Below are 1,590 nucleotides of genomic sequence, written 5' to 3'. Positions count from 1 at the left end.
GGTTTAATGCGCCCCGTTGCCCGGATAGCTCAGTCGGTAGAGCAGAGGATTGAAAATCCTCGTGTCCTTGGTTCGATTCCGAGTCCGGGCACCACCTTTCCTTTTTTATGCCTCCTTATCAATCCCTATGTTGTTGCTATTCAATAAGTTGGCGTAAAAATCTTTTCCGATGCGTTTTGATTTATCGCTTCGTATCGGGGAATTTGTGGGTCAGATTGCGGGTCATTCAGTTCGATGAACGGGAGTGACCCTCATATGTTAACTGACAGCAAAGTCCGATCCGCGAAACCTCTCGCAAAATCTTACAAGCTCACCGACTCGCACGGCCTGTACCTCACGGTATCCGCCAGCGGCGCTAAGCTATGGTATTTCCGCTATCGCTTCGGCGGTAAAGAAAACCGTCTAGCTTTTGGCCCCTACCCGCAAACTACGCTGGCGGAAGCCCGTGAAAAGCGCGATGCAGCGCGTAAGCTCCTGGCATCCGGCATCAGCCCTTCTCAGCTTCGCAAAACGAACAATCCCGCCGTTGAGGAATCCCGCACCTTTCAGTCTGTCGCTCAGGCATGGCACACCAGCAGTCTTAAACTCTGGTCAGACGCGCACGCCGATAAAATTCTCACCTGCCTGAAACGCTACGTTTTCCCCGCGATTGGCGCGATGGATATCGCGCAGGTTGAAACCCGCCATCTGGCGCAGTTGGTTAAGGCAATTGACGATAAAGGCGTGCATGACGTCGCCGGACGAGTACGCCAGCATCTGACCAAAATCATGCGTCACGCCGTCCAGCAGGGTGTCATCAAATACAATCCAGCTTACGATTTAGATGGCGTCGTGACCCCGGTTGTGACCCAACATCACCCCGCCCTGCCGCTGAAACGCCTGCCCGAACTGCTGGAGAAGATGGAGAACTACAAAGGCCGGATGCTCACCCGTCTGGCTCTAGAGCTGAACCTGCATGTTTTCCTGCGCTCCAGCGAACTGCGTTTTGCCCGCTGGGATGAATTCAATCTGAAAGCGCATATCTGGAGCGTACCCGCCCAGCGCGAAGCGGTAAACGGCGTGCGGTTCTCAGAGCGTGGCGCAAAGATGAAGGATGAGCATCTGGTGCCGCTGTCACGGCATGCGGTCACCCTGCTGAAACAGATTCAGGCGCTTTCCGGCGAATCGGTCTTCGTTTTTCCCAGCGCACATACCCTGAACAAGCCGATGAGTGAAAACACCATCAACAAGGCGCTGCGCGTGATTGGCTATGACACCAAAACCGAAATCTGTGGGCATGGTTTCAGAACCATGGCCTGTAGCGCCCTGAACGAGTCCGGACGCTGGTCAAAGGATGCGATTGAGCGGCAGATGAGCCACAAAGAGCGCAACGGCGTACGGGCGGCTTACGTGCATAAAGCGGAACATCTGGAAGCCAGAATCGAAATGATGCAGTGGTGGTCGGATTATCTGGACGTCAACCGCGAAGGATATGTCGCGCCGTATATTTATGCGCGGAGTCATTCGGCTGGCTAACGCGCTGCGCTTGTCGGCTCCTGACGGGCTTTCTATGTGATAGAAAACCCGTCAGGAGCGTTGTCTTAAAACCAT

Annotated in this window: 1 protein-coding gene and 1 tRNA gene; both read left to right on the top strand. The window is 54.4% G+C overall.

Features of this window, described 5'->3' with window-relative positions; genetic code table 11:
• Positions 1-18 precede the first annotated feature (18 nt).
• Positions 19-94, top strand: a tRNA-Phe gene (locus K7X24_RS21835).
• 161 nt (positions 95-255) lie between these two features.
• On the top strand, positions 256-1,515 hold the full coding sequence (locus K7X24_RS21830; protein ID WP_224558267.1) for a tyrosine-type recombinase/integrase: 1,260 nt from the start codon (positions 256-258) through the stop codon (positions 1,513-1,515).
• Positions 1,516-1,590 lie beyond the last annotated feature (75 nt).

It is taken from the genome of Pectobacterium versatile (assembly GCF_020166435.1).
GTDB lineage: Bacteria > Pseudomonadota > Gammaproteobacteria > Enterobacterales > Enterobacteriaceae > Pectobacterium > Pectobacterium versatile.
This window is presented reverse-complemented; position numbering and strand designations above follow the sequence as displayed.

Bases quoted from the DNA above. Each gene is read 5' to 3' on its own strand.
- K7X24_RS21830 (WP_224558267.1), top strand. From the start codon at position 256: ATGTTAACTGACAGCAAAGTCCGATCCGCGAAACCTCTCGCAAAATCT.